Consider the following 21,979-nt stretch of genomic DNA (forward strand, 5'->3'; position numbering starts at 1 on the left):
GCCATGCATATCGACTTGCCCGTGATCTGGGCGGCCATCATCGGCTTCGGCGTGTTTCTCTACGTCATGCTCGATGGCTTCGACCTCGGTATCGGCCTGATCTTTCCGTTCTTCGATCGCGAAGGCGAGCGGGAAGTGATGCTCAACACCGTGGCCCCGGTGTGGGACGGCAATGAAACCTGGATGGTGCTCGGTGGGGCTTGCCTGTACGCCGTGTTCCCCGTGGCCTACTCGGTGCTTCTTCCGGCCACGTACCTGCCGATCATCGCCATGCTTTGTGGGCTGATCTTCCGCGGCGTGGCGTTCGAGATCCGCGCAAAGGCGCGGCGCACGCAGCACCTGTGGGATCTCGCCTTCATCGCGGGCTCGGGCGTGGCGACGTTCGCCCAGGGCGTGATCCTGGGCAGCCTGTTGCAGGGTATCGACGTCCGCGACGGCAAGTTCGTCGGCGGCCCCTTCGACTGGTTCTCCCCGTTCAACCTGTTCACCGGCATCGGCCTGCTGCTGACCTATGCCACGCTCGGTTGCGGCTGGTTGCTGATGAAGACCGAAGGCGAACTACAACGCCGCATGGCCGTGCTGATGCGTCCACTCACGCTGTGCCTGGCCGCGGCGGTAGGCATCGTCAGCATCTGGACCCTCCTCGGACAGCCCGGGGTGGCCGAGCGCTGGCTGACCATGCCCAACCTGCTGTTCTTCCTGCCGGTGCCCGTACTCGTCCTCGCGTGCGTGATCGGCATCCTGACGAGCGTGCGGCGCGGGGCCGACCGGGCGCCCTTCCTGCTCACGCTGGCCATTGTCTTCCTGGGCTACAGCGGCCTGCTGATCAGCATCTTCCCGAACATCATTCCGCCCTCGCTGACCATCTGGCAGGCGTCCGCGCCACGTTCGAGCCAGGTGTTTACCCTGGTCGGCGCGGCCATCGTCATTCCGATCATCCTTTCGTACACCATCCTCGCGTACTGGGTCTTCCGCGGAAAAGTGCGACAAGGCGACGAGGGGTATCACTGATGTCGAAGCACCCGCGCCTGCGCCAGGCGGCCTGGTTCGTCGCACTTTATCTCGGGGGCATCGCCGCGGTAGCCTGTGTCGCCGGGCTGTTCCGGCTGCTGGTACCGCACTGAATCGATGTTCCAAAAGGCCGTCCATTTCACATTCTGATGACGCCTCGGGCCTCCGTCACGCTGTATGCTTCTCCCGGGTCGAATCAGGGACTTACGCCGTGCACCGCCAGGAAACCGATAGCCTCACCATGGGCGACATCATCTTCGACGCCGTAGCCATGAACGAGGCCGCGGTAGCCGGCGACCTTGACGAAAGCCGCTTCCGCGCGCGCCGCATCGCCTCCCTGGCAGCACCTGAAGGCTTCGACGGTATCGCCGAGGCGGCCTCGACCCTCAGCCGCCTGCTCGGACCGCCCGGCAGCGAACCGCAACCGGGCTATGGCGCGGCCATGGTCGCTATCTCCAACGAGATCGACCTCGCCTTCGGCGACGCCTGATTTATCGCGCCCGCTTATCGGGCAGGACAAGTGTCCCGACTGTTATCCGCGATGCCGGCGATCAACCAGTGGCCGTCGATACGCACCAGGTTCACCGCATCCGTTCCGCAGTGCTTCACCTGCCCGTTGACCAGGAAGTCGTATGACGCCCAGACGAAGGCGATGTCGCCGTCGACGCGGACCAGCGGATCGTACATGCGCTCCTCGATGCGGTCCTTCGCGGGCTTCATGTGGTCGGCAAATTCGCCCAACGTCATGCGCACCACTTTACCCTTGCGCAACAAAGCCACGCTGCCTTCGGGCTGAACCGTAGCCCGTATGGCAGCGCTGTCGTACTTCGCCATGCCATCGAAGAATGCCTGCACAGGTGCGAGCACCGCCTTGTCGTCACCGTCAGCAGCTGACGAAGGCATGGCGGTCGCCAGACCGAGGACGGTGAAGGCGGAAATAGCAAGAGACCTGGCATTCATAAGCAACCCATGACGTGGCTGAAAATGTGGGAGCCGATTCATCGGCGATCCCGCGGCAGCGGGCCGGGTCACCTCGACCGCCCACTCACGCAAGCGTACGCACTTTCGCCTCCCGCGCGAACTGCCGCGTAACCGCTAGCTTGACGAAGGCATCCGCGTCCGACGCCTTGACCACGCCCGCATCGGCTTCCAGTCCCGCCTTGGCAAAGAGCGCACGTCCACCGTCGTCCAGGGCCAGGGCCTTCAGGTGCCCGAAGGCATCGCGAACGAAGTCGATCGCAGCGGCTTCCTTCGCCAGTGCAGCGGCGCCATCCGCCGACAGGACCACGGCCACGGCATCGAAGTTGATCGACGGCGTACCCGCCAGCTGGCCGTCCGCAGCGAGCAACTTGCCATCGGCCAGTTTGGCTCCGCCGACCTTTGGCGCAACGATCTTTACCGTGGCCCCTGCTCCCTCTATGGCCTTGCGCAGCTTCGCCACCGCGGCGGCGTCGGAGCCGTCGTTGATCAGGATGCCCACGACACGCCCCTGCAGGGTCGCCTTCATCTTGCCGACGATCTGCAAGGCGGGAGAGGGCTTCATCGGCACGACGGGAGCGGCCGCCTTCGGCGCCTTCGGCAACGGTGACATGGCCAGGCCGGCGGCGACGCGCCTGGCGAGATCCTCGTCGACATGGCGAAGGTGACCGACGATCGCTTCACGCACGTGCACTGCCTCCACTTTCGACAGCTCGAACACGAACGCCGAAGCGATATGCGCCTGCTCGAATGCCGTCTGACTGGTAAAGAACAAACGCGCCTGACTGTAGTGATCGGCGAATGCCTCCGCACGTACGCGCTCTCGCGTCCCGTCTTCCTGCACGGCAGCGCTGCGGAAGCCACGGGTGGGATCTTCGCGCGGGGAGTCGGCCTGCAAAGAACTCGGCTCATACGCAACGCGACCCTTGGGCACCTGCGTCTGCATGTGCCCGTCGCGTTGCTGGTTGGCGAACGGGCACTTCGGCGCGTTGATCGGCAGCTGGTGGAAGTTCGGCGAACCCAGGCGCGACAGCTGCGTGTCGAGATAAGAGAAAAGCCGACCCTGAAGCAGCGGATCATTGCTGAAGTCGATGCCGGGTACGAGGTGCGACGGGCAGAAAGCCACCTGCTCGGTCTCGGCGAAGAAGTTGTCCGGCCAGCGGTCCAGCACCATCCGTCCGATGATCTTCAACGGGATGAGTTCTTCGGGGATGAGCTTGGTCGAGTCCAGGTGATCGAACGGAAACTTCGCGGCCTGCGCCTCGGTAAAAAGCTGCACGCCGAGTTCCCATTCAGGGAAGTTGCCGCCCTGGATCGCCTCGAACAGATCGCGGCGATGGAAATCCGGATCGGCGCCGGCAAGCTTCACCGCCTCGTCCCACACGGTCGACTGCAGGCCAAGCTTCGGCCGCCAGTGGAATTTGACGAAGGTGGATTTGCCCTTGGCGTTGAGCAGGCGGAAGGAGTGGATCCCGAAGCCCTCCATCATGCGCAGCGAGCGCGGAATGGTGCGATCGGACATCGCCCACTGGATCATGTGCATCGACTCAGGCGTCAGCGAGATGAAGTCCCAGAACGTGTCGTGCGCACTGGCCGCCTGCGGGAAGCCGCGATCGGGTTCCATCTTCACCGCGTGGATCAGGTCCGGGAACTTGATCGCATCCTGGATGAAGAACACCGGGATGTTGTTGCCGACCAGGTCCCAATTGCCTTCCTTCGTGTACAGCTTCACGGCGAAGCCGCGTACGTCGCGCGGGGTGTCCACCGAGCCCGAGCCACCGGCGACCGTGGAGAATCGCGTGAATAACGGCGTACGCTCGCCTACCTCGGTAAGTACGCGGGCGGTGGTGTACTCGGCCAGCGAGGCCGTCAGCTCGAAGAATCCATGCGCGGCTGAACCGCGCGCGTGCACGATCCGCTCCGGAATGCGCTCATGGTCGAAATGGGTGATCTTCTCGCGGAGGATGAAATCCTCCAGCAGCGTCGGGCCGCGGGCATTGGCCTTTAGCGAATTCTGGTTGTCGCCGACCACCAGGCCCTGGTTGGTCGTCAGCGGCGCGTGATCGCCGCCGGCCGTCTGGTGGAGTTCATCGCCCTGCCCGCGTCGGTCTTTGGGGAGTTCTGCGGCGTCTTTCTTGGCCATGGCACACCTCGGCTTGGTCGGGCGCCTAACATGCACTACGTGCCGTCAAAGCAGCCTTCACCGGTGTGAACCCGAATCAGGTGAGCATCACCACTTTGCCGATCGCTCCGCGGCTCTCCAGGAACGCGTGCGCCTTGCCGCCGTCGCGCAAGGGGAACGTGCCGGCAATCGTAGGAACCAGCGAACCTTTGCGAATAAGCGCGAACAATTCGGAGGCGCGCTGCCTGCGCACGTCGGCGTTGACGAGCACGTTCCATAGGTCACCGCCGGTGAGGGTCAGCGAGCGATCCATCAGCAGGCGCGGATCGACGGGGGCCGGATCGCCGCCGGCCATACCGTAGAACACGACGGTACCTCCCGTGCGAGTCGCTGCGAGGCTGTCGCCCAACGTGCTCCCGACCGAATCGTAGGTGACATGCACGCCCGCGCCCTCGGTCGCGTCCTGCACGCGCTCGACCAGATCCTCGTAGCCCATGACCATATCGGCGCCGGCGCGGCGCGCGGCGTCACGCTTGGCGTCGGACGAGGCGACGCCAATCACCAGCACGCCCCTGGCACGTAGCATCTGCACAAGAAGGAGGCCCACGCCGCCCGCAGCGGCATGCACCAGGGCCACCTGACCCGGCTGGGGCGTCGAGCTATCGGTGACCAGGTACTGCGCGGTCAGCCCTTGCAACAGGACGGCCGCGGCCGTTTCCGCCGAGATGTCGTCCGGCAACGGAATCAGCTTGTCCACGTCGACGACGACCAGTTCGGCGTTGGCGAACGGCATGTCGGCGAAGCCGACGCGGCTGCCTTGCGGATAAGGGCTCCCGGGCGACACGACGACGCCTGCCCCTTCGTAGCCAAGAATCCACGGCGCCGCGCCGGAGAGATGGTAGGTGCCATTGCGCCGGTACACGTCTGCGAAATTCAGGCCGACGGCCTGCGTACGGACGAGCACCTGGCCCGGGCCGGGAACCGGGTCGGCGATGCTGTCCCAACGCAGGACATCGGTACCGCCGAAGCGGTCGAACAGGAGGGCGTGCATGGGCGGACCTGTGGCCTTGTACCGGGATGGTGGCCGTATGGTAGGGCAGATATCGCCCCTCGCGCCCGGGCGGCGTATAACCCGTGAACACAGTCACATTCGCCACGTGCGGGGATCCCATGAACAGCAACGCCGCTTTGCAGCACGCCAGGGGCAGCTTCAGCGTCGAGGTCAAACCGCAGACGCCGGACAACCCCGCCGCCGAGGGCTCCGGCTTGTCCCGCCTCTCATTGCAAAAGCAGTTCCAGGGCGACCTCGAAGGTACCGGCCAGGGCGAGATGCTCGGCGCCGGCGACGGCAAGACCTCGGGCGGTTATGTGGCGCTGGAGAAGATCAGTGGCACGCTCGGCGGTCGCAAAGGGAGCTTCGTCATGATCCACCGCGCGCTGATGGTGGGAGGCGCCCCGACGGAGTGGACGATCGAGGTCGTTCCGGAGTCGGGCACGGATGAGCTGAAAGGCTTGAGCGGTTCGATGAAGATCATCATCGCCGATGGCAAACACAGCTATGAGTTCACCTATTCGTTGTAGGAGCCGGCTGCGCCGGCGAACCCTCAGCTTCCCGGCCCTGCGAATGAGGCGATGCAATGATCAGGCGAGCGCGCCGGCGTACTTGCGGCAGTGCTCGAGGTAGCCACCTTCGTGTGCCTGTACCAGCTCAACCACGCTACGCCATAGCCACGACGGCGCTTCGATGTTCTGCGGGCGGTTGCGTGCGAGTTCGCCGAGCCAGCTTTTGCGCTGGTCGCGATTCAACTGGGCCGCGTGCGCCCTGCCCACCACGTTGCCCAGATACCGGGCGACGTCCATGGCATCGGCGGGCTCCATCTGTTCGAGGTCGATCTTCAGGTCTTGCGGGCGCAACTCGCGAACGAAGACGGTCTTGCCCTGGATGCGCGAGGCCATCATGCGCTGCCCCAGGTTGGGGGCAAGGTGGAGCGCTCCCTCCTTCACGCGGAGCGCGTTGTCGCGAGGCATCTCCGCCGTGGCGCTTCGCGGCGCGGCAGCGCGCAGTGCTTCCTTGACGTCGACCAGGCAAAGCTCCTTGCCGCCGCTCACCCGCATCAGCAACGCATAGCGGAGTCGTCCCAGCGAGCTGCAGCCCTTGACCCAGTATTTGGCGTCGACGAGTTCGACAGTGGCATCGTCCTCGCGGTGCACGAGTTGCGTGACCAGATTCTGCATCTCGATACCCGAGGCCAACGCCTCGAGCTCGGAGCGTTCCTTCTCGGTGACCGGCCAGAAGCGGCGGCCCAGCGGAATGGTCGGCTTCGGCCCGGCGATGCGCTCCTCGGCCAGATGCTTCCAGCGGCGCCTGGTCGCCGCCTTCATGACCAGACTGATGCACGACGGACGCTCGACGAGGCGATACTCCTTTCGCCCGCTACCCATGGCGCGCTCGTAGCCGTCGATGAGTTGCTCGACCATGCGCGCGGTGATCACGCCCGGAAGGTCGGAACCGCGGGCGGCGGTGGCGAGCGACACAGCCAGGCGAACGATGTCATGCGCGGGGTTGCCCATCACCGTCTGGTCGAGGTCGCGGATCTGGATGTCGATGCCGCCGTTGTTGTCAGCGACCGGACCGATATTGCTTACATGGCAATCGCCGCAGATCCAGATGTCCGGACCCTTCGGCAACGCTCGTCCCGCATGTTCCAGCCAGTCGTAGAACTGCACCGTGTTGCCGCGGACGAAGGCGTGTGCCGAGCGTGCCATCTTGAGGTTACGTAGCGCCGTGAGGCTCGCTGCGCGATCTTCCGGTTCAACGGTTCCCTTGACTGCCACGAAGCGCCTCGTAAGTTCTTGCGCATCGATAGTGAGCGCGTATGGCCAGGGAGCGTGTCGTGGGGGGCGTGAAGTGAGTGCGAGGCGGAGGAGAACTGGCCCGCTGTCGCGGGATCGCCGATGAATCGGCTCCCACAGAGTCTGTGCAAGTCCGGCCATGGTTAGAAGGGTTTAGCCGGGGCGCGGGTCGGGGCGGGTTGAGACCAGGCGCAGGAAGGCTTCGTGCTGGTAGCGGCTCATGCGCAGTTTTTGTCCCGTGTCCATGGTGACCACATGGTGGCCGTTGAACCACGGGTGGATGGCCTGCACGCGACGGACGTTGATGATCGCCGAGCGGTGGATGCGGGCGAACTGGTTCGGGTTGAGTCGTTCGGCGAGAGCCGCCATGGTTTCCCGCAGTTCGTACTGACGATCGGCCAGGTGGATCTGCACGAGGTTGCCATCGGCCTTGATCCAGACGATGTCGCCTACGTCGACGAAGGCCACGTGTTCGTCGGTACGCACCGGGATGCGCTCCAGATAGTTATCGCGCTGTTTGAGCGCATCGAGCACTTGTTGAATGCCGGAGCCGCCAGCGGCATGCACCGCCACGGCGGACAACCGTGACTTGACGCGCTGCAAGGTCTCGGCGAATCGCTGTCGGCTGAAAGGCTTGACGAGATAGTCCACGGCGTTCGCTTCGAAGGCCTTGACGGCGTACTGCTCGAAGGCGGTGACGAAGACGGTGGCGGGCATGCGGGACGCGCCGATCGTCGCGACGACATCCATGCCATGAATGCCGGGCATCTGGATGTCGAGGAAGACCAGGTCCGGCGACTGGTTGCGGATGGCCTGAACGGCGGAGACGCCGTCGCCGCACTCTTCGAGTATTTCGATCTCCGGGTCGTCACGCAGCAGGCGCACGATGGCGCTGCGGGCCAGCGGCTCGTCATCGACCACCAGCGCGGTGATCGTCATGCGGTAACGACCTCGGGCGCGTCGTCGATTTCCTCGATCTCGCGAAACGGCAGCTGGATGCGGCAGACCACGCCTTCGGGCCAGATGATGTCCAGGCGCACGTGGGCAGCGTCGCCGTAGAGTTCACGCAGGCGCAGTTCGGTGTTGGACAGGCCGATACCGTGCCCTGCCCTCGTGCCGATGGCCTGTCCGTTCTTCTCCAGTGTGCTGTTTCGGTTGCGCACCTCGATGCGGAGCGTGTCACCGTCGCGGCGGCTCTCGATCTCGATGCAGTCGGCACCCAGCCGCTCGCCGATACCGTGGCGAATGGCGTTCTCCACAATCGGCTGGAGGATCAGGCTGGGCACGGCGCAATCGAGCGTATCGGGCGCCACGTAGATGCGCGTGGTGAGACGATCCTTGAAGCGCATCTGCTGGATACCGAGGTAAAGGTCCAGCAGCACCAGCTCGCGTCGCAGGCTGATCTCCTGGCCGTCGTAATCTTCGAGGAAGGCACGAAGCAGCTCGCTCAGGCGAAGCAGCATGTCTTCGGCGGAGAGTGCGTCCTCCTTGAGCAAGGTAGCGATGGCGTGCAGCGTGTTGAACAGGAAGTGCGGCTGCAACTGCGACTTCAGCGCCTGCAGGCGCGACTGCGCGAGTTCGGTCGCCAGGCGGCCGGCCTCGACTTCACGCCGCGTCTTCTCATCATGGAAGTACATGGCCTGCTGGATCGCGAACAGGGCCCAGTAGGTGAGCAGCCCCGTGGCGAAGTGCTGGCCGATGAACTGGCTCAGTTGTTCGCCAAGGGAACTCTCTTCGGTGAAGATCGAGAAGAAGGCGCCGATCAGCTGCGCCAGCATGGTCACGCCAAAGCTCAGCGGCAGCTGCATGCCAAGGCCACGCAGGCGTACCGGCGGGCGGATCGGAAACCGTGCCGCCAGGCGAAATACCTGGGGAGCCAGCGCCGCCCACACGTACCACTGGATCAGCGACCAGCGCAGGTAGTCGAAGATGCTCCAGGTGTGGCCGGAGAGGTCGTCCTGCAGGTAGTGCTGCTCGGCGAACACCACGGCGACGATCGTCCAGAGGCCGACATAACGTGCCAGCCCGATCTGTGCGGTACCGAGTCGAACCTTCATGGCGATGCGTCCGAGCTGGGATGGCGCCCATGTTAGGCCCCGGCCGTGGCGGCGGGAAGCGTGACGTATGACCCACTACGATTCATCCGCGCGCCACGACGATTCGTCACGAAACGCTTTTCGTCGTGCCCGGGAAACGGTTCCCTGAGGCCTCGAACAACCAAGGAGAGCCTCATGCGCACGAAACCGGTCCGTCTTGCCTTCGCCGTCGCGGCGCTGGTTGTCCTCGCCGCGGCCTGTCCCGCCCTTGCCGCCGACTTTCAGCCTCCGTCGGGTCCCGGCCGACTCTTCCGTATCGTCAACGCCAGCTTCGACAGCGTGACTGCGCTGGAGGTGGCCAACACGAACGCGACCGGTTACGAGTCGATCGACCTGCGCGAGCCGCTCCAGGGTGGGCTCACCTCGACCACGGTGCGCTTACCCGAAGGCACCTGCCTGCGAGATGTGCGCGCGACATTTCGCGACGGGCGTAGCGAGGTCTACCGGGACGTCGACGTCTGCAAGGCCAGCGGACTCCGGCTGTCCGCGAAGGGATTACCAGCCGCGCACTAGCGTGATGGTGATTTCCAGCATGATGAGCACGACGATGGATATCTCCAGAAGCTCCGCACGGCGGCTGGAGGCCTCCTCGTAGAGCGCTGCATAAGTGTCGCGGATAATGGCGAGCTTGCGGTCCACCGAGGCGCCAAGCGTGGGCACGCGGAACAGCCCCAGTGCGGTGCTGTAGACGCGGGCCAGGTAGACGTCCTCGGTGACCTGCAGCGCGTTGTCCACACGTTCGGTCAGTTCGGTCACCTCGGCAACGAGGGTGTAGAGCCGCCGGGCCAGGTTGGCGAAACGTCGCGACGCGAACACCGAGGCGGCGCTGCGCGCGTTCTCCACGCGGTCGTACATGCGCGGAAGCTCGTCGTCGAGCAAGGTGTCGTAGTAGCGGAATTCGACGAGCTGGGCGTTGGCCACTTCGATCACATCGGCCACGTCGGAATCGCGACGGGGCTCATAGATGAAGGCGCGATCCCAGGTAAGCACTACCAGGTCGTCGGCGTAGTAAGAAAAGCTGCGCGACATCAGTTCCTTTCGCGCGGCCGGCGACAGGCGCCGTTTCTCGCCGGAAAGCAGGCTGGTCAGGTCGACACGATCCTTCAGCGCCGCCGCATCCATTGGCTCATCGAACGCATGCACGGTACCGATCAGGTAGTCCTCTTCGAGGGAGGCATCGATGGCGGGTCGGTCCAGGGCGGGCGAGATGATGTCGCGAACGCGCGCGAGCAGTTCCGTCCAGAAGTCCATGGGGCCGGCCGGCCCGAGCAGACGATCGAGTGCATCGAAATCGGCGACGAACTGGCTCCATGGCTGGTTCTTGACCTTCACCCGCGCGGCCAGCGCCGCCACGCCGAAGTCGTAGAGGCGCACGGACAGCTGCACCACGACCGGGCCCGCACCCAGCATCAATTCCACTTCGCCCAGGGCAAGCCACAAGGGGGCGACGCCAAAAGCTACCGCCTTGGGCGGAGTGCTGGACAGGTACGAACGGCTGAACGCGCTACTGGCACGCGCCGCCCAGAGCGTCTGGGCCTGCACGAGGTCGATGGTGTAAGCGATGTCGATCAACCGCAGCGCGGTCAGTTCACCGGACGAGACCGTCAGTTCCTGGGATGTCACGGATGCAACCTGATGCGAAAGACGACCCAGTCTAGACCCGGTTCGTGACACTCGGCTGCGATCGGCCTGCAAAGCACTGCTTTGTGCAAGAGCTGGTATCCACGGTCCTTTAGCTTAGACAGGTATGCTGGCCGTCCGCCCGGCCACCCCTTCCCTGCTCCGGAGTCAGCCCATGTTCGTCATTCGCCACGCCGCCGACCGTGGCCACGCCAACCATGGCTGGCTCGATTCGCATCACAGCTTCTCGTTCGCCGACTACCGCGACGAAGACCACATGAACTTCGGGCCGCTTCGCGTGATCAACGAAGACCGGGTGGCCGCCGGCGCCGGCTTCGGCACGCATTCGCATCGCGACATGGAAATCATCAGCTACGTGCTCGAGGGCGAACTGGCCCATAGCGACTCCATGGGCAACAAGGTAGTGATCCGTCCCGGCGAGGTGCAGATCATGTCCGCCGGCAGTGGCGTGACCCATTCGGAAGAAAACCACGCGAAAACGCTTACCCACTTCCTGCAGATCTGGATCATCCCCAACCAGCTTCACCTGCAACCAGGCTACGAACAGAAAACCTACCCTGACGCCGAGAAGCGCGGCAAGCTTCGCCTCGTCGCCAGCCAGAGCGGCGAACACGGCTCGGTGACCGTACACCAGGACGTGCGCCTCTACGCCGGCCTGTTCGGTCCGGACGAAACAGCCCACCACAACATCGGCTACGAGCGACTGGTGTACGTGCACGTCGTACGCGGCACGGTGCACGTCAACGGCCATCCGCTATCGGCAGGCGACGCGGCGAAGATCACCGCCGAAGAACGCGTGGTCCTGAGCGATGGCGTCGACAGCGAGGTACTGGTGTTCGACATGGCTGCCCTGGACTGACGCCATGCCCGCGCCGGCAGCCATGACCGATCGGGACCCCCTGGTCGTCCTGCTCACCCTGCTTTCGCTGACCACCGGCATTGTCGATGCGACGAGCGTGCTCGGGCTGGGCAAGGTGTTCACCGCGAACATGACCGGCAACGTCGTGTTCCTGGGCTTCGCTGCCGCCGGTGCTAGCGGCTTTCACTGGGAGCTGTACGTGATCGCGCTGATCGCGTTCGGCCTGGGTGCGATCGGCGCCGGGCGACTCGGCAGGTTTTTCACCGGTCGCAGCCGGCGCCGCTGGCTCATCGTCTCCGCCACGATCGAAGCCAGCCTGCTCTGGATCGCTGCAGCCTGTGCGTTCGCCGCTCCGTCGGATACCGCCGCGGGCCTGCGTCTTACGCTGATCGCCCTGGTTGCCATTGCCATGGGGGCGCGCAATGCGACAGTGCGGCAGTTGAACGTTCCCGACCTGACCACCACCGTGGTCACCCGCACCATTACGGGGCTGGCCGCGGACTCCCGCCTCGCCGGTGGCCCGGGACACAACCTCGGCCGGCGAGTGCGCGCCATATTGGCCTTGTTCGTCGGCGCCGCCGTTGGTGCGTTCATGGTCCTGAGATGGGGGCTTGCCCCGCCCCTGGCCCTTGCCGGTGCGGCCGTGCTCGCCCTGTCGCTGGCCCTTGCGAAGGATGAAGCCAAGGAGTGAAGCTTACTCACGGCATCCCGGCTTTCCTCCCCTGAAGAGGTTCGTATGGCGACACGTACGCTAGCCCTGTGCACTCTTTCCCTGCTGACCGGTTGCTTCGCCGTGTCTGCAGAGGACGCGCCCGCGACACTGACCAGGCAGCTGGTCGCTTCCACGCAGGCTCTTGTCGACGCCATCCCGAAAGGTGACAGGGCGACATGGCAGCGACTTCTTGCCGACGATGCCGTGCTGGTCGACGAGTTCGGGCGGGTCACGCACAAAGCCGACACCATCGCATCCCTCCACCCCTTCCCTGAAGGCTTTTCGGGCAGCATCGAGCTTCGCGAGGCGCACGTGACCCAACATGGGAACACCGCGACCCTGCAGGTCGAGGAGTACGAACAGGAGACCGTGTTCGGTCAGAAGCTCACGGTGCGATACCAGGCACTTCTCACCTATGTAAAGGAAGGCAGCGACTGGAAACTGATCGGGTACGCCGACGTTACCCTGCCGACCGAACCGCCGAGGGTCGATGTGAAGAACGTACGTGCGGACGATTATGCAGGTACCTATCGCTATGCCCCGTCGCGAGCATGGACTGTCGTAAACAAGAACGGCGGACTCAGCTACACGACACACGCCGGCGGCACACCCAACATGCTCGAGCCCTTGGGCGGAGATATTTTCATGGGAAGCGACGACGAGCGGAACATTCTCATCTTTCGCCGTGGTGTCGATGGAAAAGTCGACAAGGTCATTGAGCGGCGCAAATTCAACGACCTGACGCTAGTGCGGGATAAGCAGTAGGCGCCCCTCCGCATCCTCAGCATAAGTCTTTGGAAACAGGAGTCGACGATAGCTCCTTCCGTTTATGCAGAACGAAATCGGTTGCGTCTATTCGCCGCGACCACGAACATCGCGTGAGTCAACGCCAGTCAATATAACGCGACTGTGGCGGTGAATTCCGGCTCGCGAGTGTGCGCGAGCCATGAGTGTTCAGCGATGGAATGCCGACATGAAATGGACTTTTATCCCATCGGTTCTTACCGTGCTCATCGCTACCATGGCGACGACTCCACCTGTTCATGCCCAGCACCTGATGTCGATCCCGGTTTTCAGGATTGACTTCGAACATGTGAAGGCATTTCGAGCGGTGGCCGACGTCCAGGGAACGGAATTCAGCCTCACGGAGAGAGGCGATAGAAGTGGTCCTGGCAGCCTCGCACTGAGTTCGGTAGAGAAGCCTGCCGCCCTTGACCCCCTGAGCCGCTCGCTTGATGAGAGGGCGATCTCCGAGAAATACGGCGATATCGAGGGGCACTTTCTGAGGATTGACGGCTTCAGCGGGAGCACAGAGGTGGCACTCACCCTCCGGAGGAGATCGCGCGTTGTTACGTTTGACTACGTCCTGAGCAATTCGGTCAGGCGTACGGACCCGTTCGACTACCTATTCATCTGCCGCTATTCCTCGGGCACGACCGATCGATATCCCGTCAGGGTAGCCAATCCTCCAAGATTGGCAGAAAGAACGCGCGGCAAGGTGACGTGCAGCGCTCCCGAGAATGCCTATGTGCAATCCATCGTCTTCTCGAACGCCACAGATGGCTCATATGAAACGTGGGTCGACAATATTGTCGGCGAGCGAAATATCCAGAGCGCACGCTGGAAAATCAGGGCAAGGCGATGAGCTCAGCCACTAGCTGCTGAGACGACTGGTTTCCCTGGCTCGAGCGACGCGCCGGCCAGCCAGCGTGATCTTCCAGTACTCGTCCGCGTCCTTCAGGACTAGCCCGAGTCGGGCCAGGCGGTCGCACACCGCGCAGTCGAGACGACCGATGGCCAGAAAGCTCGTGTCATCGAGCTGGCGCAACGTGGCCAGCTCGTGTTCGTCCAGATGGATGGCCGCGCCCCTGGCTCCGGCCAGGTGCGGTGATCGATGCTGCGCTGGCATGTGTTCTCCCTGTCCCAAGGCCATCATGGCGTTGGCGGGCGGTCGAGTCACCGACCTTGCCGGTAACCTGCCGATTCTGCGCATGGTTCGACCGCCGGGATCAGGACGGCGAGGTATCCAGCACGCGGGCGCCGGTGATGATCATGCGCAGCATCTGCGAGATCTGTTCAATGAGCTCGGGGTCGCGCTCGGGGGGCTGGTCCATCGCCACGGCACCCATGGCGAACACCAGGCGGGTAATCGCCTTGGAGACCAGCGCCGGCTCGTGCAGTCGGGCGCGTTCAGCGGCAGCCAGCCGGATCAGGTCGACCCGCAGCTCGTCCTCGAAGTAGCTCAGTTCACGCTCCACCGCCTGCTTGAAGGCGTCCGAGCCCACCGCGCCTTCGCGCAGGAGCACGTGCAGCAGCTTGTCGTCCGCGCGCAGCTGTTCCATGAACGTCTCGACCGACACGCGGATCACGCTGCGGTCGGTCGAGGTGGCGCGCTCGCGCGCCTGGCCGATGATGGTGCGCAGCGAGCGGCCGGCCAGGTCGATCAGGGCGATCGCCAGCTCGTCCATGTCGCGGAACTGGCGATAGAAGCTGTTCGGCGAAATACCGGCTTCGCGGGTTACCTCACGCAGGCTCACTGTCGACAGGCTGCGGTGCGGCCCGATCAGCTTCAGGGCGGCGATGATCAGGTCCTCACGCGCGATAGCCGGCTTCCGCGGCAGCGGAAGGTCGGATGACGGGGTCAGGATGATCGAGGTCATGGGGCGTCGGCAGCAGATGTGGCCTGAATCATACCCCGCCCAGCAGAATGCACAACTGTATACACAGGTGTGCGTGCATGCGTATAGTGTGCCCCATGAACGCGATACTAGCCCCGCGGCCCCTGTGGCCCATCCGCCTGGCCCGGCGCGTGGTGTCCCCGGCCCTGTTCGATTTCTGGGCCACCCGACTAAACCCGCTCTGGACCCTGGAACAGCCGCTGGCACGGCTCGTGTCGCGCTCCCAGGCCAGCCGCGACGCGGTCACGCTGGTGCTCCGGCCCAATCGCCATTGGCAGGGCATGCTCCCCGGGCAGCACGTCAATGTTGGCGTGGAGATCGAAGGCCGTCGGCTGGTCCGCAGCTACAGCCCCACCCCCCTGGACGACGGCAGCCTGGCGATCACCGTCAAGGCGATCGCCGGTGGCCTGGTGAGCGGGCATCTGGCCCGCGACGCCCGCATCGGTGACCTGATTTCTCTGGATACCGCCTTTGGCGACATGGTGCTGCCGGGCAAGACCGACGACCTGTTGCTCCTGGCTGCCGGTAGCGGCATTACGCCGATGCGCGCGTTGCTTCGCTCGTTGGCCGCGCGCGGGATGCCGATAAAGGTGGACCTTATGTACTGGGCACGCAGCCGCGACGAGTTGTGCTTCGTCGACGAACTGGATGCGCTGGCCGCAGCACACCCGCGCCTGCACGTGCGTCACCTGCTGACCCGTGAGGGTGCCGAGCCGGATCCGCGGGTCGATACCGTGCCGCTCGATGCGATCGCGGCGCTGGCTGATCGTCGTGTGCTGGCCTGCGGGCCCGGCGGCTTCGTGCAGGCCGCACGCCACCGCCTGGACGGCCAGGTGGCGCACTTCGACGCCGAAGCCTTCAGCATGCCGGCCGCCGCTGCCGCCGGGGACGAAGGCGAAGTACAGGTGCAGCTCGCGCGTAGCGGCCGCACCGTGCAGCTCTCCCGCGGCATGTCGCTGCTGGAAGGCCTCGAGGCGCAGGGCATTCGTCCGCGCCACGGCTGCCGCATGGGCATCTGCAACACCTGCGCCTGCGGTCGCCAGTCCGGCACCACGCGACAACTGCTCACCGGTGATCTCAGCAGCGAACCTTCCTCGCAAGTGCGCCTGTGCATCAGCGCGCCGAGCACCGACCTGATTCTGGACCTCTGAGTATCCCTATGAGCCGTGTCCGCAACCGCACCCTCTCGTCCGCCGAGCTGCAAGCCTTCGGCGATGAACTCGATGCCATCCGCGCCCGGGTCACCGCCGACATCGGTCCGCGTGATGCGGCGTACATCCGACGCATCGTCGCCTCGGTGCGCTGGTGCGGCGTCGCCGGCCGTGCGCTCCTTTTCCTCGGCGCGTTCGTACACAGCGTACTGATCCCCGCGTGGATCGCCGGCGTCGTGCTGCTGGCCCTGTCCAAGATCCTCGAGAACATGGAGCTGGGTCACAACGTCATGCACGGCCAGTACGACTGGATGAACGATCCCAAGCTCAACGGCCACACGTACGAATGGGACATCGTCGCGACCGGCGAAAACTGGCGCAAGACGCACAACTTCCAGCACCACACCTATACCAATGTCCGCGGCATGGACGACGACATCGGCTACGGCTTGCTGCGCATCTTCCCCGAGCAGCGCTGGCGTCCGTTCTACCTGATGCAGCCGGTCATCGCGATGGTGTTCATGGTGTTGTTCCAGTGGGGCGTGGCGATCCAGGAACTTCGCGTGGGTCGCTGGTTCGCCGGCAAGAAGTCCACCGCGCAGATGCGCGACGATTTCCGCCCGGTGGGCCGCAAGATGGGCCGCCAGCTGCTCAAGGATTACGTGGTGTTCCCACTGCTGGCCGGTCCGTTCTTCCTGCCGGTACTGCTGGGCAACATGCTGGCCAACACGCTGCGCAGCATCTGGACCTTCATCATCATCTTCTGCGGTCACTTCACGGCGGATGCCGAAGTGTTCCCGAAGGAATCGATCCGCAATGAATCGCGTGGCCACTGGTACCTGCGCCAGCTGCGTGGCTCGTCCAACATCGCCGGCGGCAAACTGCTGAACGTGCTTTCGGGCAACCTCAGCCATCAGATCGAGCACCACTTCTATCCCGATCTGCCGGCCAATCGGTACGCCGCGATCGCCGTCGAGGTGAAGGATATCTGCGCGCGCTACGGCCAGCACTACAACACCGGCTCCCTGCCCCGTCAGTTCGGCCAGGTCATCTGGCGTATCTGGCGGCATGCGTTGCCCAGCCGTCCCGGCAAGAAGCTGCGCGCGACCGAGCCGGCATTGCAAGGCGGCTAACCGGCACGCCTTACGCCGGTTCGACGACCTCGGCCATGGGCTGCCGGTGTTCCGCTCGCCAGCGGCTCGGCGTCTCGCCTGTCATGCGTCGGAACACATTGGAAAAGTGGGGTTGGTCGGCCATGCCGCAGGCCAGCGCAATCTCGCTCAGCGGCTGATCGGTCGAGAGCATCATCCATTTTGCGTACGCGATGCGCCGCCGCATCAGATACGCGCGCGGTCGCTCGCCGAAGCGCCCCTTGAAGGCGCGGCAGAAGTGCCCGACCGAAAGGTGCACGACGCTCGCGAGCTGGTACAACGGCATGTGCGCACTGAGGTTCGCTTCCATGTAGGCAGCTATGTGCCGGGCCTGAAGTTCACTGAGCCGCGCTTCGGGCCTGATATAAGCCACGTTTAATGCCTTTGCGACAGGCCGTGCAGGCGACGCATGCCCGCGAGCAGCCGGTGGAAGATATCCGCGTGCGACTCCGGGTTCACCGGCAGGTCCTTGAATGCTTCGGACGCGATGGCCCGGAAAGCGACGAGTCCGTCCAGCATGTCCTGCCCCGCCGAAGGATTGGCCTGCAGGATCGGCGTCAAAGCCGTCTTCGGAACCCAGGCGACGGAAACATGCCCGATGGCGCGCAGCTTGATGGGGACGCTCTCGCCGGTGAGAACACCGGCTCGTCCCACGGCATCGCCCGGCGACAATCGCGCGATCTCGACATAGCGCCCCGCGTGCTCCGCGAGCAACCCGGCGACACCGGAGGTGACGATGTAGAGCGCCCGGCGTTCGTCCGGGCACTGCACGCCCACCTCGTAGATCATCTGCCCCGGCTCGAACTGTTTTCGATCCATGGCATCGGCGAGTTGGCCGAGCTCCGCGTCGCTGAGGGAACGGAACATCTCGATCTCGCGAAGCAGGCTCACGGCGTCCTTGGACAGATCATGCACGGGTTGACCAGAAGACAGCGGGATACCGTTGGCAAGGAAATGCCTGTGGATCTGATCGATCAGTTGATTGCGCACCTTTACCTTCGCACTCATCGCATCGACGTAGACCACCACCCGGTAGTCGACGTGCTTACCCTTCAGGCCAATGGCGGCGACGGTCGGCGGTGGCGCAAGGAGAATGCCGCGCGTACTGGTCACCGCGTCCGTCAACGCGGCGATGACGCTGGCAGGACGCGCATGCGTGGTTACCTGGATGGGTACATCCACGCCGTGCGTTTTCTCCGGACGGCTCTGGTTGATGATGTTCGACTTGGCCGCGGAACTGTTCGGTACGATGACGGTGTTGCCATCGCCGTTGAGCAGGGTCGTCGCCCGCCAGTTGCTCTCGATGACCTCTCCCTGGATATCCCCGATGGAGACCGAATCGCCGATGCTGAAAGGCTCCGTCGCACTGAGCACGACGCCGGAGAAAACGTCCGCGAGCGTGCTCTGCACCGCCAGGCCGATCACGATGGCCACGGCGCCCGAGGTCGCGAGCAGACCGCCGACCGGAAGATTGACGACAAACACGAGGCCGGCTAACAAGGCACCCATGAACGTGAGCGCGCGGACCACGTCGCGAAAGAGCTTTTCGCGCAGGCCCTGGGGAAGCACGAAGGCGCTCATCAGGGCCGTCGCGATCTGCGCGAACTGCAGCCACCACATCAGCTCCAGCGCCTGGGCAAGGAAATGACGCAGCGGTTGGTCCTTCCACGGCGCCTCGCCGAACGGGACCATGCCATAGGTCCACAGGACGTACGACAGCAGGAGGAACAGTGGTATCCGCACGAAAGTGTGCTGATTCCTGCCGCGGAAGCGCAGGAAACGCCAAGACAGGAAATCGAGGGCGAGAACGCCGATGCCCAATAACATGGCGCGATCGAGGAAGGTCACGTGTTCTCCCCGTGGGGCTTGGATGGCAGCGTCCATGCTTTCAGACTAACGGAGCCATCGTTTCACGGAATCGTGTATAGCGACAAGCTGACTATGCTTTTTTACAACGGTATCCCGATGTGTCGGCTCAGCCGGCGAAGCTGGATCACCAGGTCAAGCTTCGATATCCAGCCGGCGTCGTCCAGTTGCGCGCCCAGGATCGCCTCGAGCCGTGCCAACCGGTAGTTGAGCGTGTTCGGGTGGATGCCGAGGGCGCTGGCGGTGAGCTTCCGGTGCTGGCCCTGGTCGAAGTAGGTCGCCAGCGTGGACAGCAGTTCCGGCTCGATCGATATCCGTTCCAGCAGTGAGTTGAGGTAGCGCAGCACGTTGTCGGTGCCGAGCACGCTATCGGTCACGGCCTGGTCGGAATACAGGAACACCGGCGGGTCATCGCCACGACGCCGCCCCGCCTGCAAGGCCTTGAATGCCTCGTCCACCGAGGTCGCCCATCCCACGGCACCCTCGTTCATCAAGCCCACGCCGACGCCATGAACCTGCGAAACGGCGCGAACCAGCGAGTGCGCATGTGTCCGCATCCGGCGGTCGGTGGTGAGCATGGATTCGCCGCGCACTGCCGGGACCCAGATCACCAGCCGTCCCTGGTGTACTGCACTGACCAGGTCGTCGGTCGGCAGCTTGAGCTGCCGGGCGATAGCCAGCACCAGTTGCTCCACTTCGCTCTCGTGTCGCGAGGCGAGGATGTCCGGGATGGCAAGGTCGAGCGCCAGGGCAACGCGAGGCATGGTCGAGTCCAGCCCCAGGGACTCGCAAGCGCGGCGGAAGCCGCTTGCATCGTCCGGGAAACTGAAGACCACGCACACCAGCTCGTTGCGCAGCGATTCACGCCATCTCGCCTGCCGCTGCTGCTCGTCGACATAGGCGACGCCAATGGACTGCGCCAGCTGGTCGAAGAACCCGAGCAGGCAGGGACACACCGTGGTGAGTAGCCCTTCGAGGACCTCGCGCTCCTCCAGGCCCACTTCCACCATCGCCCCCCAAAGTTCCTGCGAACCGATGCGAATGGCCGCGAGCAGCGCCGTCAGCGGCACACCCAGATGCACGCGGCGCCGACCATAGGCCTCCAGAAGATCGCGGTCGCCCGGGCCTGGCGAACGGCCGCCGAGCAACGTCTTGAACCAAAGCGCCACGGAGAAGGCGACGTGGGCATGCACGTCATCCCTGTGCGGCCCGGGAAGCGTGCGATACGCCTCGTCCGAAACCGTGATTGCCGCATACACCCGCTCGACGATACGGGCTTGGTCACTGGCTAGTTGCTCGGTTTTTGCCCGTAGTTTTGACCCCATTTCGGGAATGGTTACCGATATCCGCACAACATCCCTTGCATCCGCTCGCGCCTGTTCGCGCTCAATGCCTGTTGTAGCAGTTGACACATGGTGGGCCCATCGTCAAAAACGTGGTTCGGCTTGTGGAGTTTCACAGTTGCCCACGCGCATACTCATTAAAGATGGCCGGCATGCCCGGCGCGCCATGGGAGGATCCGCTTGTCCATGCACACTCCGCGCCTGCAGGGCCGCCTTCGGGAGATGGCCCGGGCGATCGCCGAGGATCCCGAACCCATCGTTGCGCGGATCGGCCGTACGCTGATCGACAACGACCGGGACTATGCGGCCCTCTCTGCGACGGTCAAGCAGGACGTTCGTGACTTCCTCGCCTTCTCCGCCGGCGTGTGGTTCCGCACCATCCTGGAGGGCGATGCCCCCACCGAGGCCGAACTGCGTGTCCTGGGTGACACGGCGCGGCGCCGGGTGCACCAGGGGGTCAGCCTTACCTCCCTGCTGCGCGCCGTGCGCCTGGGCTCGCGCGAACTGTGGTCGACGCTGCTGGAGGTGGCAAAGGACGATGCCGAGGCTCGCGACGAACTCGTTCTGGTGTTCTCCACCTATCTGCTGGACTACTTCGACGATCTGGCCGAGCGCATCGCCTCGGCCTACCTCGACGAGCAATTCCAGCACGCACGCTGGCGGGACGCCCTGCGTTACGAGTTGACGAGCGTCATTTTCAGTTTTCCGGACGACGATGCGGCCTTTCACAAGGCGGCATCGGCTCTCGGCCTCGACCCGTCAGCCCCGCGCGTCTGCCTCGCGCTGGATGTGGTCATGCCGCAGGTACTCCCTTCCCACGTGGAGGGCGAACTCGATCGCACGCTCCTGGCCATCTCACGCTGCATCGGTATCCCCGCCGATGACCTCGTCCGTTCCTTGTACCGCGAGCGCCTGGTGATCTGGCTACCGTTGACCCGCGGGGACTCCGTGCTCGCCGCCGACAACCTCGTGCAGCGGCAGGCCACGGAACTCGCGAACGCGGTCAACTGCGTCAGGCGGGTCGGCATCGGCCTGATGAACCAGGGCGCCCGCGGCTGGTCGACCAGCATGGATGAAGCCTTCCGCGCGCTGGACCAGGGTCCGCGACTGGCCCCGCAACGCCGTGTGTTCGCTTTCTCGGACATGGTCCTCAATGAAAGCGTGTTGCGCAGCGGCAATGCCCTGCGCTATCTCGACGCCATGGTGGAACGCCTTTCCCACGAAGTCGAACTGCTCACGACACTCGCGGTGTTCTTCGACAGCGGCCAGCATCGCAAGCACGCGTCCGAGCAGTTGGGTATCCATCCCAATACATTGAACTACCGGCTTGGTCGCATCGAGGAGATCCTCGGCGGCTCGCTCGACGATGCCGCGTGGATGTCGCGACTGCACGTGGCGCTAACGCTGCGCCGCGCGAGCGAGCGCGATCCGCCTGTGTAAAAACACATCCTCGTTGTGGGTTCGCACGATGCACGCGTGGGGCCTCAGGCGGTTCAATGGTTCCCCTTGGCGCCCGGC

Annotated in this window: 24 protein-coding genes; 12 read left to right on the forward strand and 12 right to left on the reverse strand. The window is 64.4% G+C overall.

Annotated features, from left to right (window positions below):
• The first annotated feature begins 3 nt into the window (after positions 1-3).
• The 3 genes from cydB to C8J98_RS06330 all read left to right on the forward strand — a co-directional run bounded on the left by cydB (position 4) and on the right by C8J98_RS06330 (position 1,501).
• A complete protein-coding gene (gene cydB / locus C8J98_RS06320; protein WP_107911984.1) occupies positions 4-1,011 on the forward strand; it encodes a cytochrome d ubiquinol oxidase subunit II in 1,008 nt (335 codons plus the stop codon).
• Positions 1,011-1,124, forward strand: a complete 114-nt coding sequence (locus tag C8J98_RS06325) for a DUF2474 family protein (protein ID WP_107911986.1) — start codon at positions 1,011-1,013, stop codon at positions 1,122-1,124. Before cydB ends, C8J98_RS06325 begins: the two co-directional genes overlap by 1 nt.
• A 98-nt stretch (positions 1,125-1,222) precedes the next feature.
• Positions 1,223-1,501 (forward strand): hypothetical protein, encoded by a 279-nt coding sequence (locus C8J98_RS06330; RefSeq protein ID WP_146171561.1) that lies wholly within the window; start codon positions 1,223-1,225, stop codon positions 1,499-1,501.
• A 14-nt stretch (positions 1,502-1,515) separates the two neighbouring features.
• On the opposite strand, the gene C8J98_RS06335 is transcribed toward C8J98_RS06330, so the two are convergent.
• The 3 genes from C8J98_RS06335 to C8J98_RS06345 all read right to left on the reverse strand — a co-directional run bounded on the left by C8J98_RS06335 (position 1,516) and on the right by C8J98_RS06345 (position 5,162).
• Positions 1,516-1,971 (reverse strand): nuclear transport factor 2 family protein, encoded by a 456-nt coding sequence (locus tag C8J98_RS06335; RefSeq protein ID WP_107911990.1) that lies wholly within the window; start codon positions 1,969-1,971, stop codon positions 1,516-1,518.
• Positions 1,972-2,056: 85 nt separating this feature from the next.
• A complete protein-coding gene (locus C8J98_RS06340) occupies positions 2,057-4,132 on the reverse strand; it encodes a catalase (RefSeq protein WP_107911992.1) in 2,076 nt (691 codons plus the stop codon).
• Between the two features lie 76 nt (positions 4,133-4,208).
• Positions 4,209-5,162, reverse strand: a complete 954-nt coding sequence (locus tag C8J98_RS06345) for a quinone oxidoreductase (RefSeq protein ID WP_107911994.1) — start codon at positions 5,160-5,162, stop codon at positions 4,209-4,211.
• A gap of 119 nt (positions 5,163-5,281) precedes the next feature.
• On the opposite strand from C8J98_RS06345, the gene C8J98_RS06350 reads away from it, so the two are divergent.
• Complete coding sequence (locus C8J98_RS06350; protein WP_107911996.1) at positions 5,282-5,692, forward strand: DUF3224 domain-containing protein; 411 nt, start codon at positions 5,282-5,284, stop codon at positions 5,690-5,692.
• Positions 5,693-5,752: 60 nt separating this feature from the next.
• On the opposite strand, the gene C8J98_RS06355 is transcribed toward C8J98_RS06350, so the two are convergent.
• The 3 genes from C8J98_RS06355 to C8J98_RS06365 all read right to left on the reverse strand — a co-directional run bounded on the left by C8J98_RS06355 (position 5,753) and on the right by C8J98_RS06365 (position 9,021).
• Positions 5,753-6,946 (reverse strand): DUF2252 family protein, encoded by a 1,194-nt coding sequence (locus tag C8J98_RS06355; RefSeq protein ID WP_233260130.1) that lies wholly within the window; start codon positions 6,944-6,946, stop codon positions 5,753-5,755.
• A gap of 171 nt (positions 6,947-7,117) precedes the next feature.
• Positions 7,118-7,903: a response regulator gene (locus C8J98_RS06360; protein ID WP_107912000.1), complete on the reverse strand. Its 786-nt coding sequence runs from the start codon at positions 7,901-7,903 to the stop codon at positions 7,118-7,120.
• Entirely contained in the window at positions 7,900-9,021 is a 1,122-nt protein-coding gene (locus tag C8J98_RS06365) for a histidine kinase (protein ID WP_107912002.1), read from the reverse strand. Before C8J98_RS06365 ends, C8J98_RS06360 begins: the two co-directional genes overlap by 4 nt.
• Positions 9,022-9,195: 174 nt before the next feature.
• Between C8J98_RS06365 and C8J98_RS06370 the strand changes: the two genes are divergently transcribed.
• Positions 9,196-9,573, forward strand: coding sequence for a hypothetical protein (locus tag C8J98_RS06370; protein WP_107912004.1), 378 nt, complete (start codon positions 9,196-9,198; stop codon positions 9,571-9,573).
• Here the strand turns inward: C8J98_RS06370 and C8J98_RS06375 are convergent.
• Positions 9,556-10,683 (reverse strand): hypothetical protein, encoded by a 1,128-nt coding sequence (locus C8J98_RS06375; RefSeq protein ID WP_233260131.1) that lies wholly within the window; start codon positions 10,681-10,683, stop codon positions 9,556-9,558. The two genes, C8J98_RS06370 and C8J98_RS06375, sit on opposite strands and share 18 nt — an antisense overlap.
• Positions 10,684-10,855: 172 nt before the next feature.
• On the opposite strand from C8J98_RS06375, the gene C8J98_RS06380 reads away from it, so the two are divergent.
• From C8J98_RS06380 to C8J98_RS06395, 4 genes are all read left to right on the forward strand, one after another.
• Positions 10,856-11,560, forward strand: a complete 705-nt coding sequence (locus C8J98_RS06380) for a pirin family protein (RefSeq protein WP_107912005.1) — start codon at positions 10,856-10,858, stop codon at positions 11,558-11,560.
• 4 nt (positions 11,561-11,564) lie between these two features.
• Positions 11,565-12,251, forward strand: coding sequence for a YoaK family protein (locus C8J98_RS06385; RefSeq protein WP_199229828.1), 687 nt, complete (start codon positions 11,565-11,567; stop codon positions 12,249-12,251).
• Positions 12,252-12,296: 45 nt separating this feature from the next.
• Positions 12,297-13,037 (forward strand): nuclear transport factor 2 family protein, encoded by a 741-nt coding sequence (locus C8J98_RS06390; RefSeq protein WP_107912007.1) that lies wholly within the window; start codon positions 12,297-12,299, stop codon positions 13,035-13,037.
• A 208-nt stretch (positions 13,038-13,245) separates the two neighbouring features.
• Positions 13,246-13,917, forward strand: coding sequence for a hypothetical protein (locus C8J98_RS06395; RefSeq protein ID WP_107912009.1), 672 nt, complete (start codon positions 13,246-13,248; stop codon positions 13,915-13,917).
• A gap of 9 nt (positions 13,918-13,926) precedes the next feature.
• Here C8J98_RS06395 and C8J98_RS06400 read toward each other — a convergent pair whose 3' ends face one another.
• Entirely contained in the window at positions 13,927-14,181 is a 255-nt protein-coding gene (locus tag C8J98_RS06400; RefSeq protein WP_146171563.1) for a hypothetical protein, read from the reverse strand.
• Positions 14,182-14,281: 100 nt separating this feature from the next.
• Positions 14,282-14,932, reverse strand: a complete 651-nt coding sequence (gene fabR / locus C8J98_RS06405; RefSeq protein WP_107912013.1) for an HTH-type transcriptional repressor FabR — start codon at positions 14,930-14,932, stop codon at positions 14,282-14,284.
• A gap of 95 nt (positions 14,933-15,027) precedes the next feature.
• On the opposite strand from fabR, the gene C8J98_RS06410 reads away from it, so the two are divergent.
• Together C8J98_RS06410 and C8J98_RS06415 are read left to right on the forward strand one after the other, a co-directional pair.
• On the forward strand, positions 15,028-16,101 hold the full coding sequence (locus tag C8J98_RS06410) for a ferredoxin reductase (RefSeq protein ID WP_199229829.1): 1,074 nt from the start codon (positions 15,028-15,030) through the stop codon (positions 16,099-16,101).
• Between the two features lie 8 nt (positions 16,102-16,109).
• Complete coding sequence (locus C8J98_RS06415; RefSeq protein WP_107912017.1) at positions 16,110-17,234, forward strand: acyl-CoA desaturase; 1,125 nt, start codon at positions 16,110-16,112, stop codon at positions 17,232-17,234.
• A gap of 10 nt (positions 17,235-17,244) precedes the next feature.
• Here the strand turns inward: C8J98_RS06415 and C8J98_RS06420 are convergent, their stop codons facing one another.
• From C8J98_RS06420 to C8J98_RS06430, 3 genes are all read right to left on the reverse strand, one after another.
• Positions 17,245-17,562 (reverse strand): AraC family transcriptional regulator, encoded by a 318-nt coding sequence (locus tag C8J98_RS06420; RefSeq protein WP_146171566.1) that lies wholly within the window; start codon positions 17,560-17,562, stop codon positions 17,245-17,247.
• A 65-nt stretch (positions 17,563-17,627) separates the two neighbouring features.
• Entirely contained in the window at positions 17,628-19,100 is a 1,473-nt protein-coding gene (locus C8J98_RS06425) for a mechanosensitive ion channel family protein (protein ID WP_158272622.1), read from the reverse strand.
• Positions 19,101-19,201: 101 nt separating this feature from the next.
• Positions 19,202-20,311: a helix-turn-helix domain-containing protein gene (locus C8J98_RS06430; protein WP_199229830.1), complete on the reverse strand. Its 1,110-nt coding sequence runs from the start codon at positions 20,309-20,311 to the stop codon at positions 19,202-19,204.
• Between the two features lie 336 nt (positions 20,312-20,647).
• Between C8J98_RS06430 and C8J98_RS06435 the strand changes: the two genes are divergently transcribed.
• A complete protein-coding gene (locus tag C8J98_RS06435; RefSeq protein ID WP_107912024.1) occupies positions 20,648-21,901 on the forward strand; it encodes a helix-turn-helix domain-containing protein in 1,254 nt (417 codons plus the stop codon).
• Positions 21,902-21,979: the final 78 nt, after the last annotated feature.

The sequence above is a fragment of the Luteibacter sp. OK325 genome, assembly GCF_003050935.1.
Classification (GTDB): Bacteria; Pseudomonadota; Gammaproteobacteria; order Xanthomonadales; family Rhodanobacteraceae; genus Luteibacter.

Bases quoted from the DNA above. Each gene is read 5' to 3' on its own strand.
- cydB (WP_107911984.1), top strand. From the start codon at position 4: ATGCATATCGACTTGCCCGTGATCTGGGCGGCCATCATCGGCTTCGGC.
- C8J98_RS06325 (WP_107911986.1), top strand. From the start codon at position 1,011: ATGTCGAAGCACCCGCGCCTGCGCCAGGCGGCCTGGTTCGTCGCACTT.
- C8J98_RS06335 (WP_107911990.1), bottom strand. From the start codon at position 1,971: ATGAATGCCAGGTCTCTTGCTATTTCCGCCTTCACCGTCCTCGGTCTG.
- C8J98_RS06340 (WP_107911992.1), bottom strand. From the start codon at position 4,132: ATGGCCAAGAAAGACGCCGCAGAACTCCCCAAAGACCGACGCGGGCAG.
- C8J98_RS06345 (WP_107911994.1), bottom strand. From the start codon at position 5,162: ATGCACGCCCTCCTGTTCGACCGCTTCGGCGGTACCGATGTCCTGCGT.
- C8J98_RS06350 (WP_107911996.1), top strand. From the start codon at position 5,282: ATGAACAGCAACGCCGCTTTGCAGCACGCCAGGGGCAGCTTCAGCGTC.
- C8J98_RS06360 (WP_107912000.1), bottom strand. From the start codon at position 7,903: ATGACGATCACCGCGCTGGTGGTCGATGACGAGCCGCTGGCCCGCAGC.
- C8J98_RS06365 (WP_107912002.1), bottom strand. From the start codon at position 9,021: ATGAAGGTTCGACTCGGTACCGCACAGATCGGGCTGGCACGTTATGTC.
- C8J98_RS06370 (WP_107912004.1), top strand. From the start codon at position 9,196: ATGCGCACGAAACCGGTCCGTCTTGCCTTCGCCGTCGCGGCGCTGGTT.
- C8J98_RS06380 (WP_107912005.1), top strand. From the start codon at position 10,856: ATGTTCGTCATTCGCCACGCCGCCGACCGTGGCCACGCCAACCATGGC.
- C8J98_RS06385 (WP_199229828.1), top strand. From the start codon at position 11,565: ATGCCCGCGCCGGCAGCCATGACCGATCGGGACCCCCTGGTCGTCCTG.
- C8J98_RS06390 (WP_107912007.1), top strand. From the start codon at position 12,297: ATGGCGACACGTACGCTAGCCCTGTGCACTCTTTCCCTGCTGACCGGT.
- C8J98_RS06395 (WP_107912009.1), top strand. From the start codon at position 13,246: ATGAAATGGACTTTTATCCCATCGGTTCTTACCGTGCTCATCGCTACC.
- C8J98_RS06400 (WP_146171563.1), bottom strand. From the start codon at position 14,181: ATGCCAGCGCAGCATCGATCACCGCACCTGGCCGGAGCCAGGGGCGCG.
- fabR (WP_107912013.1), bottom strand. From the start codon at position 14,932: ATGACCTCGATCATCCTGACCCCGTCATCCGACCTTCCGCTGCCGCGG.
- C8J98_RS06410 (WP_199229829.1), top strand. From the start codon at position 15,028: ATGAACGCGATACTAGCCCCGCGGCCCCTGTGGCCCATCCGCCTGGCC.
- C8J98_RS06415 (WP_107912017.1), top strand. From the start codon at position 16,110: ATGAGCCGTGTCCGCAACCGCACCCTCTCGTCCGCCGAGCTGCAAGCC.
- C8J98_RS06420 (WP_146171566.1), bottom strand. From the start codon at position 17,562: ATGGAAGCGAACCTCAGTGCGCACATGCCGTTGTACCAGCTCGCGAGC.
- C8J98_RS06435 (WP_107912024.1), top strand. From the start codon at position 20,648: ATGCACACTCCGCGCCTGCAGGGCCGCCTTCGGGAGATGGCCCGGGCG.